Origin of the sequence: Alkalimonas sp., assembly GCF_020831925.1 — a bacterium.
In the GTDB taxonomy this organism is placed as follows: domain Bacteria; phylum Pseudomonadota; class Gammaproteobacteria; order Enterobacterales; family Alteromonadaceae; genus Alkalimonas.
Genome location: NZ_JAFIFQ010000004.1, coordinates 1 through 16,040 on the forward strand (window position 1 = coordinate 1; position 16,040 = coordinate 16,040).

Consider the following 16,040-nt stretch of genomic DNA (forward strand, 5'->3'; position numbering starts at 1 on the left):
ATGACCGTATTGATGCATCAAGGTACAGGAGTCGATAGCATCGGTGATGCCATCTTGCTGTGCTTGCAGATGTACCTTAGTAATATCCTGCAAACAAAAACTTTGTGGTGCCTTTGCTAAACGGGAATGTTTGCGCAAAGGCACATCCTGCACCACCATCTCATCATTCACAACAACAAAGGTTTCAATAGTTGGCGATGTCGTTATCGCATTGCCACTCACAGCAACTTGTTGAATGTTCGCGGTAATAATTTGGTGGTTTATCAGAGGACGAACACCATCATGTATAAGTACCGTAGACTCCTTTGGAAAGTTCTGCTCCACGCATTGCAAACCATGAAAGATAGAAAGTTGCCCAGTGGCTCCGCCTGGAACAACATCCACCACCTTGGTCAGCTGGTAGCGCTCAATCAACTGCTTGGTATAGGCTATCCAGTCCGCGACCATCGCGATCACAATGCCATCAATCTCAGGGTGGCTTTGAAAAATTTCAAGGGTGTAAACAATGATGGGCTTGCCATGTAGTTCAAGAAACTGTTTCGGCTTGGCTTTTGAGCTCATACGAGTACCAACCCCACCCGAAAAAATGACGGCGATATTTTTCTTAGCTCCGTTCATAAATCCCCCGCAATAAACTGGCTGGTGATCTTTCCAATATGTTGTTTAACAGAACCTTTGTACTCAGACCATGAACTTTGAACATAACCTTTATCGCGAGCATCCATTGCCATAGCCACAACCTGTTTTGCCGTGATCTGCTCGGGTTGCACAAACCTGTCAGGATACCCAATATCTTGACCAAACATTTTTAGTTTGTCGTTCCATACCAGCCCAACCGAAGGAACATTGAGTGCATAAGCGATGATATTTGCATGCAATCTGGCAGCAATCACCACAGAAAATTTAGCAATCATCTCGACCAGCTGCCTATCGGTTTGAGGCACCACAACATCCAATTGCTTGCGGCCTAGCCTGGCCTCAATGCCAGCAATAAGCTCAATGTCAGCGGCCAGTCCATTGGTGAAAAGCTGGTACGGCAAGGCTAATTGCTCTATCTCAATAATCAACTGGCAATAAAACTCAGTCAGCTCATCCGCTGAAATATCTTTATTGTTATCACGGAATATACCTCCGCGGATCAAGCCAATCCCAATGGTTTTTGAAGTGTGCTTAGCCACCCGATAAACTTCATCGGCATACACTGCCGGATCAGAGGTTTTCGCAGTTCGAGCTCGGTTCTCTGAAAGCATGTAAGCATTCTGCAATAACTCGATATCATCACGTGTGGTGATACTTTTTACGATTGGTTTATTCAAAGCCTTTTTTAACATTTGGCAACGAAAATCATGACTGTCATAGCCTTCCACACCCACCGAGTTAAATACAATGGGGATACTTAGAGCTTCCGCCACCTCAATCAATGCCACTAAATAGATAAAAAACCGCTGATACTTATATTTGATTAAGCCACCACCAACCACAACGATTAAATCAATATCATTGAGATGTTTGCGATACTCCAGCTTTGAGTCATTGATCAACTTGTTTATTTTTGTACTCCGGGTGTTCAGCCGGAAAAAGTCCATGATAGCAATCTTGAGGTTATAAAAAGCTCCAGCTCTCCTGCTCTGAGCTTTAATATCCAATCTTGAAAAATCAACATCGGCCCCCTCTGACAAAGCTTTTTTGTAAAGGGATTCTGCTGTTTTTAAAATGACCACATCACCAAGATTGGTTTCCGACACCAGTCCGGCAAAGCATATTTTTCTTGTCATCTTCGGCTACCCATAACGAAAGCGTCGTATTGAACAGCTGGACCAATGGGCCTTTGTAGGTTTCCATTGATATTGATAGTGGGAAACTTCACTCCACCACTTAATTTGTACTGCAGCACTTCAGGGTTCATGAGCAACCTCAAACCGGAGTACTCTGGTGTTTATTCATTAAATAACTCACTGAGACACCGTCCATTTGCAGTGGCTCACTCTGATATGAATCGGCAGCCTCTTGCAAGTAAGCCTTCCAGATAGCGAGTACTTCAGCAAAAGCTTTACCATATTCTGCCGGATCCGCGTCAATACTGACCGCCAGCTTGGTGAGCACTGCCGAAATGTAGTTGGTGCTGCCAAGCATCATTAGGTACAGCAGATTGTTGGGCTCTTTTCCGCATTCACGTAAAAATAGCCACTGAGCATCAATCATGCCCAAAGCCTCTGTGGTACTGGTAATCTCAGGCTCCAACAACTCCAGCCAAGCGTTAACTTTCGTGACAAAAGCAGCTGCATCAAAGCTCTGTTGGACGGTATCGGCTAACCCGGTTAAGGTTGGGTAGCAGGCCTCGGCAAAGAAGCTCTCGATACTGGTGGTTTTATCAGCCAAATTTGCAGGCAATAAAATATTTTCTGGCTGAAGTGGCACTGCACCATCAATACGGGCACCGTCACTGCAATTGTAAACCTCAACCCGGCCTTTTTGTGCCTTGATGGCCTGCTCCAGCAATTTGCGCGATACATCGAACTCGGTTTTGGTGAACACCTGAGCTCGGAAATTCCCTCGGGTAGCAAGACCTCCGCCATGAACTCGCTGATAGTCATAGATTTGAGCGCCGTCATGCTTATAGTAAGCCGAAGACTTGGAATGGTGGTAATTCACATCCACATAGCCCAAGTCCACACCAAATAAATACAGCAGACGAGCACCTAGTTTCAGCAACGTATTCACCACCAAATTAGTCACTGTTGGGTACGCATAGCTTAAAGATTCAATCCGGATCCCTTCGTTCGTAAGCGCCCGTTCAAATACGATGGTGGAGGTTTCCCCTTCTTTTAAGCAGAGATAAGTATCGGCAAACAGTGCTGCCGTATCCGGGTGAATGCCATTAATGCTGAGTAAGCGAATGCCTTTGAGGTATTCCGGGTCCTTGACTTGACTGACCCAGTCAAAGGTTGCGCGATTTTGTTCAATCTCAGCATGAAAATCCGGCTGTATGCCATGGCTGTGCAGCGCTTTTAACGCCGTGCCACAACTGATAATAATGGCCTGGTCCTGATAGGCTTTCAGGTGCTCAAAGGTGCTGTCAAGGCTAGGGCCATTGCCCACCACAAACACGGGCAACGTCAAAAAATCGTGTTGTGTCAGCTGCTTTCTGTCTTTCTTAAAAAAACGGTGACCATTTTTCAGGCTAAAGTAGGTATGCGCCAAGCCATAGCGAGCATGATCAAAGTACTCCCCTATTGCCAGCACCACTTTGAGCTCGGCACGCAAATCATAAATCGCTTTTTGCATGCCCTCATTGTAATACGAACTCAGCATGTAGGTGTTGGCGATGGAATAGGCTCCCACCTGATAAAATTGCATCATCAAGTCGTAGAAATAGCGACTGCCATCGCCGCCTAAATTCAGATAAATCCGTCGCTTTTCTTCATCTGCCCGCTCAAAAATGCCGGCCCAGTCGGTGACATGCAAGCTGGCGGCAAAGAAATCCAGGTTAGGCTCGCAAATGTACAAGTGTTTGATACGATGCTGCTCGGTCAGTTGTTCCAGATGCTTACCAAGAGCCACACCAAATACAATCAAAGAGTCGATATGCTCTGCCAGTTGACTGTTTTTTTGCAAGGTTTTCGATAAGATCGGTTGCACCTGCTGCATGTATCGAAAATGCAGGTAATGCTTAAGTTTTCGGGTAATGCGCTGGCCCAGAATCACATCATCCTTGTAGGGATGATGAACAAAATAATCAACCAGTGACTCAGAATCTTGCTCGAGATCACGATAAAACAACGCTTTACGCTTTGTGTGATATAGGTTTGGTTGCCCGTGCTCGGCCACTAGTTGCCAATGCTCAGCCTGATGTTTTTGAATGGCCTGATGCACCTTTGGGTAGAACTTTTTGAGTGCTCCCATATTCCGTTGGTAACGCTCGTCATTGGAAAACGACTGAGGCTGACATGTACCTAACACGCCCGGATTGCGTTCACTGACAAAATCATACAAATGTTCATAACGCCCTATATGAGCACTCTCCGCCAGCAATTTACTGGACTCGCCCTGATGTGTCATGGCGTAATCAATGACTTTATCCATCACTGGATGAAAGTAATGACGATACAGGTACACTCTATCTTGCTCCGTTGCCTGACAAAGTTCTGCTAAATCCGTGGTAAGCGAGCTGCCATCATTTCCTAGCTGAAGAAAAATTTGGGTATTTAATGCAGCAGCTGTTTCGAATAAAGCCAGCCAGTCATTCGCTTGCAGTGAACAAAACAGCATATCGACTGAAGGCTCATAAACAATAAGGTAACGTAGCCGAACCTGCTGCAGTAGCTCATTGAGTTGGTAACCAAACCCCATACCAAACACAACCAGGGTATTAATTTGTGCTGGCAACGGCTCTGCTGGCCAGTCAGCTGCTCCAGCATCAGAATGGTATAAATCGACATAAGGCGCATTCGTTACAAAGTTAGCGACCTCTTCTGCCACCTCTTGGATTGGATCAGAGCCATAAACAACTCGTCCTGTAGCAAAGTCGACAATATTGAGCATGGCATCTTTGGTGCTGAATACCGAGTATTGCTGAATGCTGTGTTGCTGCACGATGTCGACAACTGACGGGATAAATTGTTGGAAAGCAGCCATATTTGCAGTAAAGATTGAGTTAATCTTTGCAGCGGCTTGCTGCTCGACCTGAGCCTGGCGCTCAGCATCCTCGTGCAACTGGTAATTAATGTATTTGAGCATAGATGTTCCGGCAGTTCAGAACGGACAGCCGGTGTGGATCTGTCAGTTCAGGTATTCTGATCGTAGCCTGACTTCGCTTTTTTTCGGCGTTCGAGTTGCAACAACTCCGCTGCTGCCGTCACTTTTTCAGCTTCAAACAGGACAATTTGTTGTTGCAACCAGTCTAGCTGCTCGCGAAGGAAAAGACCATAAGACTCAGAGTCTTCAGCAAATTTCACGCCAGAATGAAGCAACTGCTGATACTGCTGAAATTGCAGCTGGGCTTTGGAGAGATCGGTTGTATCCTGCATCAACTGGCTCAGCTGTTGCTGAGCCGAGGTCACCTGATTTTTCCAGTCGTTAAAAGATGGCATTAAAAACCTGAGGCGCTTTGGCTTTGACGGGCAACTTGCATTTGGTAACCTTTTTCCCGCTCACTGACAGGAATTTGATCCCAAGCACCTTTAATGGATAGCATTAATTCCATCACTTCATCTACTTTGCTTGGGCTGTTGCTGCGGCTGGCCAGCATCAAATGATTGACCATAAAATCGTACAAAGCCCAGAGATTATCAGAAATCTCACCACCGGCTTCCATATCCAATGAGCCTTGCAAAGCGGAAATAATTGTCATGGCTTTGGAAACCGCCGCCGATTTACCGGCATAATCTTTCCGCTCCATACTACCTTTTGCTTTGGCCATATTCTCCAGGGCACCTTGCATCAATAACTGAATCACACGGTGTGGATCAGCCACGGCCAAATCATCTTTTACCCCAACGGATTTGTACGCTTTAATGCCATAACTCATAGGAACCTCGATTATTAGGATTTATTCACACCAAACCCTGGCAGGTTGGCTAATTGGGCTGTTACAAAGTTGGCGGTATTTTGCATCGAGCCAAGCAGGCTATCGAGCGCACCATAACGTTTGCGCAAGGTATCTTCAAAACTTGCCAGGTACCGTTCAGCCGCTTCACTTGCCTTGGTATTCTGAGAGAGTTGATCACGTAATACCGATTCTTTGGTCGCAATAATGCCACCAGCTTGACTGAATTCAGTAATGTACTTGTCTAATTTATCAACCAAGCCATCGTCTGCACCAAAAAAACGGGCCATATCATCGTAATTTTGGTCAAGCGTGCGCTCAAAGCGCTGACGGCCAGACTCACCACCAAATTCACGATTGCTGCTGATAGATAACTTTCCATCATTGGTAAAGCCTATCCCCATCTGATACAGAGTGGAAACGTTGCTGTCTTCAACATCAAGCTTTAAGCTAACTAAGTTTCTAAGTTGCGACATCAGCGTACGCGGTAAGGGATCACCAGACAAGGATCCGCCCTCAGCCTCTACTGTTTTGCCATCGGTCGATAGTTTTCGGGCTTTGGTTAACTCACCAATCAAAGTCACCACCGCATTGTAGCGTTCAATAAAGGTATTGATTTTTTCTTCCGCCGCCTCTTTGTCGGTGGCAATTTCCAAACGAATAGGATTGCCCGGCTCAGTCAGCTCCTCGGCAAAAATAGTGGTGTCCTGAATAACGTTTTTAAAGGTGTTGGTTTTGCTGGTTGCGGTAATACCATCGACTTCAATAATGGCGTTGCGGGCATTGCGACTGTATTCAAGACCCGCAGGATCAGGGCCAGTGGCTACGGTCGATAATTTATCAAGCTCTGCGTTATTATTGCTAATAACCAGGTCATTCCCATCCCCGGTAACCTTTGAAGTAAATACCATTTTGGTACCGAGGCCATCACCAGCATTGATTAAATTGACATCGACACCAAAGTTGTTTTTGTTCTGGTTGATACGTAAGCGTAACTGGTCGAGTGTCATGCCAGCGGTCACGTTGATGGTAAAATTTTTACCATCAGCACTAAAAGTTAGCTGACCAGCAGTGGTGGATACAACATCGTTTGCAGAATTAAAGTCACCATCAGCAGACTCGAGCCGACTGCCACCAGCCAACTGATTGACGTTCACCTCAAACCGACCTGGCGCTGCACTGAAATTGGTTTCAGCACGAAAATAAGTTTTGTCTTCAGGCTGATTAATCAAAGCCTGGCGTTGATTCAGCTTAGTCCCGCCAATGTCACGACTGGCTTGACGTAGGCCGGATAAGGCCGACTTAAGCCGACCAAATCCGGATAAAGAAGCATCCAGTTGTTTTCTGGTGTCCTCGATGCGGCCCATTTTTGTCTGACGCTCAACGTTGACAAAGGACATCACCAAGTCATTAAGTGGTAAGCCAGAGGCTGACCCTAAAAAGTTTACACCAGACATTGTTGAATACTCCTACACTCTTTTATCGATTAACAGGCCAATCGATTGCCCCATCTCCTCCTGGAGTCGTTTAATATCCTGCGCTACTTTCAGAATTTCTTCTGACGGTATTTGCCGTATTAACTCATCCGTTGCCAGATCCCTGACTTTGATGATGGAGCGACCAGAAAGATCATCAATGGTAAAGCTCAATCCACGTTGATCCAGTTCGACCGCCTGGTTGATAACATCCACTGCATTTTGCAGCTGTTGCTTATCAACCGGCTCGGCAGCCGCAGCCTGCATGGGCTCTGACGCCGCCTTGCTGTTATTGGGCAAGGTAGCGGAAGAGCTGCTTGGTGCGGCTTCCGAACCTTGCGGTAACGGAGTGACCATAACAGCCGCACTTGTTGCATTCACACTACTCATTGCTTAACTCCTTATCGACCCGAACGGCGAAAACTTTAAAGCGAGTTTTCGCCGACCGTATCAATTAAGTTTAGCCCAACAATGACAGAGCCGCCTGCGGCCGCTGATTTGCCTGTGCCAACACAGTAGTACTGGTTTGCTGCAAAATCTGTGCCCGAGTCAACTCAGCAGTTTCTCTCGCAAAATCTGTGTCACGGATCCGGCTACGAGCACCAGAAACGTTCTCAGAAATGTTGGTCAAGTTACGAATCGTAGCTTGGAAACGGTTTTGCAAGGCACCCAAGTCAGCACGTACACCATCAATCCGTGTCAATGCACTGTCAATCGATGCCAATGCTGCTGAAGCACCACCGACTGAAGAGATGCTAAGTTTTGCCAGACCAAGGCCTGAAGTACCAAAGCTTTTGCCATCATTACTGACACCTGACAGGTTAATACTGATGGTTTGGCCTGCATTAGCGCCCACCAGGAACACTGCAGAGTACTTACCATTCAGAATATTTTGCTTACCGAACTGAGTATTGGCCGCAATACGACTCATTTCCAGCTTCAACTGCGTGACTTCTTTTTGCAGTGCTGCCCGGTCAGATGAGTTGTTGATGCCGTTCTGAGCCTGAATCGCCAGCACCCGGATCCGCTGCAATGAGTTGGTAATTTCTTCCAGGGCACCTTCAGCAACCTGAGCAACAGAAATACCGTCATTGGCATTACGTACCGCCTGATCCAAACCATTAATTTGGCTGGTTAAACGGTTAGATATTTGCAAACCGGCTGCATCGTCGGCTGCACTGTTGATCCGGAAGCCCGAAGACAAACGCTTAAAAGCGACGTCCAGAGCATTACCAGAATTAAATAATTGACGCTGAGCATTCAGCGACGAGGTATTGGTATTGACAAATAAAGACATGAGTCACTCCTTAGTATCCAGCACGGGTTCTGCAAAACCGTTATGCCTTCTACTTTGTTTTTGCACTACGGGTATCGGTATTTACCGACGGACCGTCAACGGAGCCAAGCTGCAACTCGGCTTAACCAGTGTTTCGGCTTGGCTCATGAGAACTTTAGGGAAAATTTCTCTTTTTTTTATGAATTCGACGAAAAAAAATTAAGTTACTGTTTTTGCGAAAAAATTTAAAATAAAAAAAGCCACCTAAACGGTGGCTGATGAGCAGAGTAAGGCAATTTAAGAGTCACTCCGGAGTATATTTCCTGCCTTTCGGCCTTTGTTCTATCCGGCAAAACTGCAATTTAACCGGGGCTAAAAGTGGCCTCTCTTGTCTTGCTCGTTAAAACGGGTTTATCCTGAGTCAAGCACCAGCAACGCAGCTTGAGGTCGTTGATTCGCCTGTGCCAGCACACTGATACTACTCTGCTGGATAATTTGAGTCCGAGTCAGCTCTGTGGTTTCTTTCGCATAATCGGTATCTTTGATACGACCGCGTGATGCAGAGACATTCTCACTAACATTACTCAGGTTTTTTATGGTCGATTGCAGAGCATTCTGGATGGCACCATAGTCGGTCCGAGCACTATCGATTTGTAACAAAGCATCATCTATAGAAGTCAAAATGCTTTCAGTATCATCCTCTCGCAAGTCCACTTCACCTAAATCCAGGCCAGCCGGGCTCACCCGATAATCCTGATCAAGGACGATTACCTTTTTTTGCCCGGCTTCAGCGCCTATCAAAAATGTCAGCTCCCCTGCCGTCCCATCCAGCAAAGGGATCCCAGCAAACTCGGAGTTGGTTGCAATTGAATCGATACTCTGACGCATTTGATCAAACTCTTGCTGCAATGCATTCAAATCGACCTCAGTGTTCAAACCATTCTCAGCTTGAATAGCTAAAACCCGCATACGCTGGAGATTGGTTGCGATTTCATCCATCGCACTATCAGTCACCTGCACCAACGAAATAGCATCATTTGCATTGCGCACAGCTTGATTCAAAGCAAGAACCTGGTTAGTCAAGGTACCACTGATCACCAGGCCAGCCGCATCATCTGCTGCCCTGTTAATCCGATACCCCGAACTCAGTTTCTCAAAGGTTGAACTCAAACCTGCTGTCGCATTGCTCAGCAAACGTTGAGATGCCAATGACGACTGGTTGGTATTTACCATTAAAGCCATACTGACTTCCTTCTGACAAGCTACCAAACAGGCCACGGCATGGCGTCAAACAGACGCCGCCGCTTCAATGCCTGCACGGTCAATAGGTTGTATGCTCACATGGCGCTCTGCATGAACCAGATAGAATTATCTGATCATGCAGAGACCAAGGCGAACAACCCTATTGTCTGGCAAAGTCCTCACCAAAGCGTGAGTACTCCGCTGTCACTGAGGCTGAATTACTGCAGCAAACTCAGGGCAGCCTGTGGCCGCTGGTTGGCCTGCGCCAACACAGTGGTACTGGTCTGTTGCAAGATCTGCGTGCGTGTCAGCTCTGCAGTTTCCTTAGCAAAATCGGTATCACGGATCCGGCTACGCGCACCGGAAACATTTTCAGAGATATTGCTCAGGTTCCGAATGGTTGCCTGGAAACGGTTTTGCAACGCACCCAAATCGGCCCGGGTGCCATCAATAATGGCAATCGCACTGTCGATTGAAGCTAAAGCTGCGGATGCTAACCCAACCGTAGATACACTCAGATTTGATAAGCCAAGGCCTGAAGTTCCAAAACCACCACCAGCACGCGATAAATTGACACTGATGTTTTGGCCTGCATTGGCACCTACCAGAAAGACTGCCGAATAGGTTCCTTGCAACAGGTTTTGTTTACCAAACTGAGTGGTCTCAGCAATCCGGCTCATTTCCAACTTCAGTTGGGTTACTTCTTTTTGTAGCGCAGCACGATCAGCCGAGTTGTTGATACCATTCTGTGCCTGGATAGCAAGCACGCGAATGCGCTGCAGCGAGTTGGTGATTTCATCCATAGCCCCTTCAGCGACCTGAGCCAGTGAAATACCGTCGTTGGCATTACGGACCGCCTGATCCAGACCATTAACCTGACTGGTTAACCGGTTGGAAATCTGCAGGCCAGCCGCATCATCGGCGGCGCTGTTAATCCGGAAGCCGGATGACAAACGCTTAAAGGCAACATCCAGCGAGTTGCCCGAGTTAAACAATTGTCGCTGAGCATTCAGCGACGAGGTATTGGTATTGACATATAATGACATGGTTGTTCTCCTGTCTGGGTTTATCGCATGGAAAAATTAAATCCATACAGTCTATATATCGGATAAATATAGATAAACTTTAGAAAGCAACCAAAAATAAAGGCTTGATACCTACAATTAACTAGAAACGCAAAAAGCCGCGATTGCGGCTTTTTTGGTTTGAAGCAGGAGTATTCGTTTACTGCAGCAGACTTAAAGCTGCCTGTGGTCGCTGATTTGCCTGAGCCAATACAGTAGTGCTGGTCTGCTGCAGAATCTGAGTGCGTGTTAGTTCAGCAGTTTCTTTGGCAAAGTCGGTGTCACGGATCCGACTACGAGCACCAGCTACGTTCTCTGAGATATTAGTCAGGTTACGAATCGTCGCTTGGAAACGGTTTTGGATGGCACCAAGGTCAGCGCGAGTCCCATCAATAACGGCAATGGCACTATCCAGGGCCGCCAGTGCAGCGGAAGCGCCACCAACTGATGAAACGCTCAGGTTTGATAAACCAAGCCCTGAAGTTCCATAACCACCACCAGCACGAGACAAGTTGATATTGATGTTCTGGCCAGCATTAGCACCCACCAGGAAGACTGCAGAATAGGTTCCGGTCAGCAAGTTCTGCTTACCAAACTGCGTAGTCTGGGCGATCCGGCTAATTTCCAGCTTTAATTGCGTAACCTCTTTTTGCAAAGCTGCACGGTCTGCTGAGTTGTTGATACCATTCTGAGCCTGAATAGCCAACACCCGGATACGTTGCAACGAATTGGTAATTTCATCCATCGCACCTTCCGCCACCTGAGCCAGAGAAATACCGTCGTTGGCATTCCGGGCGGCCTGGTCAAGGCCATTCACCTGACTGGTTAGACGGTTAGAGATTTGCAAGCCTGCCGCATCATCAGCTGCACTGTTGATGCGAAAACCAGAAGAAAGACGCTTGAAAGCTACATCCAGTGCATTACCAGAGTTAAACAGCTGACGTTGCGCGTTCAGTGATGAGGTATTGGTATTGACGTAAAGTGACATAATAAGTCTCCTGCCTGCTTCGCTGTATCGTTGTGTTGTGAGGCTGTCACAACATCATCTCAGATACTTATTTATCGGAAGCTAAGGCAGGAAGTTTAGAGAAATTTCGAATTTTTTTGATTTCAGCTAAAAAAAAATAGCTAGCCTACATTTATGCAGTTTATCTCGAAAAAATCATTTAGCGAAGAAAATCGAATAGTGACACACCAGATACCTTGGTAAAGGTTGCCGAGATCGCCTGCAAAGCAATTTCTTGCTTGGTGATTTCTGTTAATGCAGCAGCATAATCCACTTCAGATAAATCAGCCCGGTACGACTTGTTGTTGATTTTAAGATCTTCATTGGTTTCAAACACACTATCAATCACATTGATACGACCACCAACATTGGCCATGAAGTTATCTACTTTATCGGCAGAGTTGGAAATTTGGGATATAGCATCCAAGATACCTTCATTGAGCTGAAAAGCCGATAAGTCAGGATTCTCAAGCCGAGCAATGAATTCTTCCAATGTGTCCAGAATGTTCTTTTTCTCTGGCGGCTGCAAACTAAAGTCGACCTGACCTGGCACCGCAGGACCATCAATCGTGATGCGGGTACCTCGAAAATTAATGGGTTCGCCTGCAGAGTAAGTTCCGGTGACCGGCGGCACCAAAGAGGTCCCATTTTGCTGAATTTCATACTGGTCCGGTGCGGTAAATACTACATTGAACGTATTGTTCGCCGGAGTCAGGTTGTCGTAGTTTAAGCGGTAAAATCTATCAAATTGATCCTGATTGGTAACAGTGATCGATGCAGTGGTTGCTCCACCAGCAACGATACTGGCAGCACTGGTTTTGAACCTCGCTGGTACATCATCAAATACAAATTTGCCGCTATCGTTACCCGGTAAAGCTATAGTCGGAGAAATCTGCAGTGATTTCTGGCCATCATCCCCTTCAAATTCATAGCGTCCGGAGACAGGATTAAAAACATAGGGTACATTCTTATCCTGGTAGCCAGCGAAGATATAGCCACCCTCAGAATTCTTGGTATTCATCAAGTCTTGCAGCTCAATCTGAATATTACGAAGCTCCGCGGCTACAGCTCTTAAATCTTCCTCTGCATAGGCACCATTACCAGACGCGATCGCCAATACCCGGGCGCGATCCATGGAAGTGCGCATATTGGATAAAACTGTTTCCTGCAATGCAAGATTGTTCTTAAGTAAAATAGAATTGTTTTGATACTGCTCTGTCTGCGCCAGGCTTTGATCCAGGCCGAGTACCTTTGCTGAAGATGCCGGATCATCGGCAGGGGTCAAGATACGGGTCTGCTTGGTCAGTTGTTCCTGCGCACGGGACATCTTGGCGTTGGTGTTCAGCACTCCATTCAGACCCAGATTGAACTTCATATTAAAGGACATACGCATAAGAATTACCTCACAGCCGCCAGCAGCGTGTCAAAAATGGTTTGTGATGTAGAAATAATGCGGGTCGCCGCCTGGTAGGTTTGTTGGAACCGAACCAAATTGGCAGCCTCTTCATCCAGACTAACACCCGATAAGGACTCAAACCACAGCTTGCTTTGTTGCAACAAAGCATCATTGGCTGCTTCGCTATTACGCGCCTGGTTGGTACGCTCACCGATTAAACTCACCATCGATGCATACGTCTGGTTAAAGCTGGCACTGTTGACACCACCAGGGGTGGATAACGCATTGAGCCGAGTAGTAGTGGTATCGGTTTGTAAACCGGCCAGCTTCAACCCATTCCGGTTATCGTTAAAACCGCCACTATTGAACTCAATGGTAAAAGTATCACCGGCACTTGGAATACCGCTAATCGAAAAGTCAAAGCCTACATCTAGCCCAGCCTCTGCAAACAGATTTTGATAGTTGGCCGAAGCAAAATTGGGGTTTGCGATTACGTTACCCGCATTATCTTCAATCTGAAAACTGTTGCTGCCAAGGTAAGTCACGGTCCATGGACCATCCACAAGACCAGCTGGCGCCGTAAAACCATAATCGGGCGCAGTTGCAGGAGTGGTATCCGTAACCTCCAAATTAGCGACTTTACCATTACCCAGATTACCAAGCGTTTGATCTATTCGAATGGGTGAGGCCAGAGCTATATCTTCTGGCCTTGTCGTCGCAAGGCCTACCTGACGAGCCGCGGTAGCTAATGGTTTAAATTCAAACTGATCACCAACGGCACCATTAATTTCAAAACTAAAACCATAGAGATCACCGCCTGCATCATCAGCTGTAATAGTGGCAGGAAAACCGGCAACGTTGACCACGATCTCAGAGCCAGCAATCACATTGCCTTTTAAATCGACCGCCTGTACCTGCACTTCAGTGGCAGATAATATCGTTACACGCAAATCATTTGGCGGAATTTTACTGCCCTGCCCGGCTTCAACCGTGCCAGTTAAACTAGAGGTTGCACTGTTGCCCTGATAAGGAAAACCATTGAAGGTTGGTAAGGTGAACAGCGGACCGCCCAACTCACCATTCAAGTTCATACCCAGCTTGTTTTGCTCGTTCAGCGCATCGGCCAAGGATAACGCCACCTGACCAAGCTTATTTTGGGTTGGGTCTAAAATTTCTTCCCGAAACGCAATCAGTGCTCCCAGCTTGCCACCCAGCTGTTTTACATTGATATCGCGAATGACGTTGGTATTGCCTGAGAGTTGTAAACGTAACTCTTTGCGGGAAGGATCTGGATTGCCACGCGCAGCTAGCAAAGAAAAATCACCGTTTTCTACCACCAAGGATTGGCCTGTTGCCATAAACACCAGCTTCTCACCGTTTCTGGCATCCAAAGTACGAATTTCGACCATTTCGGACAATTTCCGTATGGCTTCGTCACGCTTATCCAGCAAGTTAAGAGGAATTGGACGACTGGAGCCAGTCCCATAGCTGGCAATTTCTTTGTTCAGTTGAGCAATCTGCTTGATGTAGCCATTGGACTCATCCACATAAATATCCAGCTGCTGATTGATAAATAAATCTTGATCCAGCACCAGGGTGGACATGGTGTTGAAACGATCCAGCAACGCCTCTGAGCTGCCTATAATCAGCTGGCGGTTCGCAAGCGTTGTTGGGTCGTTATTGGCAATTTGGAATTGATCAAACAACTGGTTCATGCCAGTCGCAATACTGTTGGCCGGATTGGAGAACAGTGCATCTACCCGGTTAGCTTCATCCAGGTACTGTCTGGAAAATGCATAGGAAGATGTATCACGACGCAGCTGCTTTAAGGTAAATTCATTGACCAGCCGCTCAGTGGTGCCTTTGCCAACGCCTAGCCCCAGGATTTGCGCTTCGAATTCAGTACGTTGGCGTACATACCCTTCGGTATTGATATTGGCAATGTTGTTACTGGTGGTATTCAGCAAGGTGCTGCTTGCCATGACGGCTGAAGACCCTATTCTGAGTAAGTTATCCGACATCTTGCGACTCCACCAAAGTGTTTGTTACCACCAACCATAGCTGTTATCGGCCAGTATCCGTTAATCTTGAGCTGCACTGCGAAAGGCCCGAATCGTCGGACTGCTTAATACCGACTTAATTTTCTCTGCATAATTTGGATCCGTGGCATAACCTGCTGCCTGTAACTGGTGAAAATATGCCACGCTGTCCGAGGCAACTTTCACCGCATCTTGATAGCGGGCACTGCCACGAATGAACTGAACATAGTCTTGCAAGCTTTGTTCCGGCGAGGCATAGGCTCGAAACTTCGCTTTTTCTTTTTGCGCTACACCCTGGCGGTATTCCAAGGTATCCACGACCGCCGTATCACCCTGCCAACCGCGGCTGGCTTTGATCCCAAAGAGGTTGTAACTGTTTTCACCATTCGCAGTGCGGATCATATGCTGGCCCCAACCGGTTTCCAGCGCAGCTTGAGCAACCAAGGCCAAAGGATCCAGCCCAAGCGCAGAAGCAGCTTCCCTTGCAGCTGGCAACAAACGTTCTACAAACTCTGCCGGTGAAGCAACCTGCCAACTGCTTGGTTTTTTCACTGCTTTCGCAGACAGAGCTTCTTGCTCTTGCGCAGCAGTGACCTCAATACGAGGCCTCTGCTGTTGGCTTTGGCGCTGTATCGGCTGCGGCATCAGTAAGTCACCTGGTATAGGCGGACGTGCACTGCTTACGGCAGCTGTGGGATCAAGCTGCTGCACAATCAAATCCGCCAATCCCAAACTACCACTTTGCGACAGATCTGAGGCCAACTGGTTGTCGTGCATATCGCGGTAAAAACGCGTGGTTTCGCTGTGCATCATGCCTTCAGCTTCAAAGTGTGCATTGGCTTCACGCATACTTTTAAGCAACATATTCATAAATATGGCTTCAAACTGCTCTGCTGCCTGACGCAGGCCTTGCTTTTCATCCTGCCCCGCCGACTGGCGTATTTGCTGCAGGCTGTTGATATCATGGTACGACAGCGGTTGGCGAATTGAGTCCATG

General features: G+C 47.1%; 14 protein-coding genes. All 14 read right to left on the reverse strand.

Annotation, left to right across the window (positions count from 1 at the left end; genetic code table 11):
- Positions 1 to 618: IspD/TarI family cytidylyltransferase (locus tag JJU14_RS02280; RefSeq protein WP_228610982.1), on the reverse strand; the 618-nt coding region annotated here is incomplete at its 3' end.
- Complete coding sequence (locus tag JJU14_RS02285; protein WP_228610983.1) at positions 615 to 1,775, reverse strand: polysaccharide pyruvyl transferase family protein; 1,161 nt, start codon at positions 1,773 to 1,775, stop codon at positions 615 to 617. The genes JJU14_RS02280 and JJU14_RS02285, both read right to left, overlap by 4 nt.
- Before the next feature lie 139 nt (positions 1,776 to 1,914).
- Complete coding sequence (locus tag JJU14_RS02290; RefSeq protein ID WP_228610984.1) at positions 1,915 to 4,737, reverse strand: 6-hydroxymethylpterin diphosphokinase MptE-like protein; 2,823 nt, start codon at positions 4,735 to 4,737, stop codon at positions 1,915 to 1,917.
- 47 nt (positions 4,738 to 4,784) lie between these two features.
- On the reverse strand, positions 4,785 to 5,090 hold the full coding sequence (locus JJU14_RS02295) for a hypothetical protein (protein ID WP_228610985.1): 306 nt from the start codon (positions 5,088 to 5,090) through the stop codon (positions 4,785 to 4,787).
- Positions 5,090 to 5,527, reverse strand: coding sequence for a flagellar export chaperone FliS (fliS, locus tag JJU14_RS02300; RefSeq protein ID WP_228610986.1), 438 nt, complete (start codon positions 5,525 to 5,527; stop codon positions 5,090 to 5,092). The genes JJU14_RS02295 and fliS overlap by 1 nt, the downstream gene beginning before the upstream one ends.
- 14 nt (positions 5,528 to 5,541) lie before the next feature.
- The gene (gene fliD / locus JJU14_RS02305) at positions 5,542 to 7,002 is read right to left on the reverse strand and encodes a flagellar filament capping protein FliD (RefSeq protein WP_228610987.1); all 1,461 of its coding nucleotides are present in this window, start codon (positions 7,000 to 7,002) and stop codon (positions 5,542 to 5,544) included.
- 12 nt (positions 7,003 to 7,014) lie between these two features.
- Positions 7,015 to 7,410 carry a flagellar protein FlaG gene (locus JJU14_RS02310; RefSeq protein WP_228610988.1) on the reverse strand — a complete coding sequence of 132 codons (396 nt, stop codon included), beginning with the start codon at positions 7,408 to 7,410 and terminating at the stop codon, positions 7,015 to 7,017.
- A gap of 70 nt (positions 7,411 to 7,480) precedes the next feature.
- Positions 7,481 to 8,317 (reverse strand): flagellin, encoded by an 837-nt coding sequence (locus JJU14_RS02315; protein WP_228610989.1) that lies wholly within the window; start codon positions 8,315 to 8,317, stop codon positions 7,481 to 7,483.
- A 390-nt stretch (positions 8,318 to 8,707) separates the two neighbouring features.
- Positions 8,708 to 9,538, reverse strand: coding sequence for a flagellin (locus JJU14_RS02320; protein WP_228610990.1), 831 nt, complete (start codon positions 9,536 to 9,538; stop codon positions 8,708 to 8,710).
- Positions 9,539 to 9,756: 218 nt separating this feature from the next.
- On the reverse strand, positions 9,757 to 10,584 hold the full coding sequence (locus tag JJU14_RS02325) for a flagellin (RefSeq protein WP_228610991.1): 828 nt from the start codon (positions 10,582 to 10,584) through the stop codon (positions 9,757 to 9,759).
- A gap of 178 nt (positions 10,585 to 10,762) precedes the next feature.
- Positions 10,763 to 11,590 (reverse strand): flagellin, encoded by an 828-nt coding sequence (locus JJU14_RS02330; RefSeq protein WP_228610992.1) that lies wholly within the window; start codon positions 11,588 to 11,590, stop codon positions 10,763 to 10,765.
- 178 nt (positions 11,591 to 11,768) lie between these two features.
- Positions 11,769 to 13,001 carry a flagellar hook-associated protein FlgL gene (gene flgL, locus JJU14_RS02335; protein ID WP_228610993.1) on the reverse strand — a complete coding sequence of 411 codons (1,233 nt, stop codon included), beginning with the start codon at positions 12,999 to 13,001 and terminating at the stop codon, positions 11,769 to 11,771.
- A gap of 5 nt (positions 13,002 to 13,006) precedes the next feature.
- A complete protein-coding gene (gene flgK, locus JJU14_RS02340) occupies positions 13,007 to 15,025 on the reverse strand; it encodes a flagellar hook-associated protein FlgK (protein WP_228610994.1) in 2,019 nt (672 codons plus the stop codon).
- Positions 15,026 to 15,085: 60 nt separating this feature from the next.
- Positions 15,086 to 16,039, reverse strand: a complete 954-nt coding sequence (flgJ, locus tag JJU14_RS02345; RefSeq protein ID WP_228610995.1) for a flagellar assembly peptidoglycan hydrolase FlgJ — start codon at positions 16,037 to 16,039, stop codon at positions 15,086 to 15,088.
- Position 16,040: the final 1 nt, after the last annotated feature.